3 protein-coding genes are annotated in these 2355 nt (G+C 50.9%); all 3 read left to right on the top strand.

Features of this window, described 5'->3' with window-relative positions; all coding sequences use genetic code 11:
- On the top strand, window positions 1-621 hold a 621-nt coding region (locus tag V3S16_RS00765; protein ID WP_413882764.1), incomplete at its 5' end, for a thiamine pyrophosphate-dependent enzyme.
- Window positions 622-623: 2 nt separating this feature from the next.
- Window positions 624-1169 carry a 2-oxoacid:acceptor oxidoreductase family protein gene (locus tag V3S16_RS00760; protein ID WP_413882763.1) on the top strand — a complete coding sequence of 182 codons (546 nt, stop codon included), beginning with the start codon at window positions 624-626 and terminating at the stop codon, window positions 1167-1169.
- On the top strand, window positions 1166-2355 hold a 1190-nt coding region (gene hemW / locus V3S16_RS00755), incomplete at its 3' end, for a radical SAM family heme chaperone HemW (RefSeq protein ID WP_413882765.1). The genes V3S16_RS00760 and hemW, both read left to right, overlap by 4 nt.

Raw genomic sequence — 2355 nt, 5'->3', positions numbered from 1 at the left:
CACACCCTGCATACCATTCACGGCCGGGCCCTGGCGTTTGCCACCGGCGTCAAGCTGAGCCGGCCGGAACTGAATCTGATCGTTCCCATGGGAGATGGCGATGCTCTGGCCATTGGCGGCAATCATTTCATCCATGCGGCCCGGCGCAATATTGACATCACCGCCATTGTTATGAACAATCGCATCTATGGTATGACAGGGGGACAGCTTTCTCCTTTGTCCGGTTATGGGACCATGGCCACTACAGCACCGTATTCCAATATTGATCACGCTTTTGATACGGTGGAATTGGCGATAGCCGCCGGGGCGACGTTTGTGGCCCGCAGCACCAGCTATCATGTTCATCAGCTTACAAAGATTTTAAGGGGTGCCATTTTACATAAAGGATTTTCCGTGGTTGAAGTAATGTCCCAGTGTCCCACCTATTTTGGCAGAAAAAACCGGGCTGGAAGCGCCGTTGATATGATGGAACAGTATAAAAATGATACCACGCCGATCGGGTCCAAGGCCAAAAAGAAAAACCCCGACCTGATTGAACGGGGCATTTTTGTACAAAAAGAGATGCCGGAATACTGTTGCGAATACGATAAAATCATTGAGAAGGCCATGAAAGCGAATTAATTATGGAAAAATGCCGGATCGTATTTTCAGGCTCCGGAGGCCAGGGCATTATCACCGCCTCGATTATCCTGGCCGAGGCGGCCGTGCTTCATGAAAACATGACTGCTGTTCAATCGCAGTTTTACGGTCCTGAAGCCCGAGGCGGGGCGACGCGCTCTGATGTCATCATCTCCTACACTCAAATCAATTATCCCAAGGTGATTCAGCCTAATGTTCTGGTCTGTCTCACCCAGCAAGCGTATAATAAATTTTATCCCATCATACGGCCCGGCGGCCTGCTGATTACCGATTCCCGTTTTGTAGAAATTGAAAAAAAAGTCGATGCCCAGCATAAAGAACTACCCATGTACCGGACGGTGATGGATAAGATCGGCAAACCGATCGTGTTCAACATCTGCATGCTGGGGGCCATCATCGTTCTGGCAGATCTTGTGAAACCCGCATCAATCATGAAGGTTCTGGAGACTCGGATTCCTTCCAATTTTCTGGAAATAAACTCCAGCGCTCTGGATCTGGGGATCAAGCTGGCAGAGGAGTATAAAAGCTGACTATACCCAACAAGCAACAAGATGAACCTGCCGGATTATATGTACACATTCCTTTTTGCCTCCAAAAGTGCCCCTACTGTGATTTTTATTCCATAACCGACTCGTCGCTGCATCCGGCGTTTCTGGATGCCCTGATGTGCGAAATGGACCTGAAGTCAGGTTTCGCATTGACGTTTGATTCCCTGTATATAGGGGGCGGGACTCCTGCGGTCTTTGGCGCCGAAACGATCGGCCGGATTATTGAAGCGGCCCACCGATCATTTAACATCCTCAAAGATGCTGAAATAACGCTCGAAGTCAACCCCGATACGATAACACCGGAAAAGCTCGAGGGCTTTCGGCGGGCCGGCGTCAACCGCCTCAACATCGGGGTACAGTCGTTTATCCCTGAGAATTTAAATTTTTTGGGACGGCTCCATTCCCGCAGCGACGCCGATCTCGCCGGGCAGTGGGCCAGAGACGCCGGGTTTGAGAACATCGGCCTTGATCTTATTTACGGCATACCGGGACAGACAAAAAAAGCCTGGGTAGCCGACCTTGAGCGGGCTCTGAAGTTTGAGCCGGAGCACCTCTCTTGCTATCTGCTCACTTATGAGCCGGGAACCCCAATGGACAAAAGCCGGCAAAAGGGCCGGTTTCGTCCACTGAATGATGACAAGATTCGCGATCTGTTTGTAAGTACAACCGAATTTTTAGCCGGTCGGAGTTATGCCCAGTATGAAGTGTCCAACTTTGCAAGCACTGGCTCCGGCAGATCCGGACAACGTAGCTTTGAGCGCAACCGTTCACGGCACAACCGCAAGTACTGGTCGTTTACCCCATACCTGGGTCTGGGGCCGTCGGCCCATTCGTTTAAAGAACCTGAACGCTCCTGGAACCGGCCTGATGTGCGGGATTATATTAACAAGCTGGCGGCGGGCAGGCTCCCGCCGTCGGGAAGAGAGATGTTAAGCCGGTCCCAGCTCATGATGGAAGCGATCTGCCTGGGACTCAGGCAGACAGAAGGGATTAACATTGACGCTTTTGAAGAGAAATTTGGGGTGAATTTTCATCAAAGGTTTATAGAGACGTTGAGAGGTCTCGAGGAAAGGGGGTTGATCAGATCTATTCAAAACCGCTGTGCACTGACACGCAAAGGCATGCTGTTTCTCGACAGTATTACATCCATGCTGGCCGATCAAGTTTA

Source organism: Candidatus Desulfatibia sp. (assembly GCF_036446775.1).
Taxonomy (GTDB): Bacteria; Desulfobacterota; Desulfobacteria; order Desulfobacterales; family UBA11574; genus Desulfatibia_A.
Note: the sequence above shows the minus strand (reverse complement) of the source record. Positions and strands in the feature narration are given on the sequence as shown.

Coding starts and splice junctions, on each gene's coding strand:
- V3S16_RS00760 (WP_413882763.1), top strand. CDS start 624: ATGGAAAAATGCCGGATCGTATTTTCAGGCTCCGGAGGCCAGGGCATT.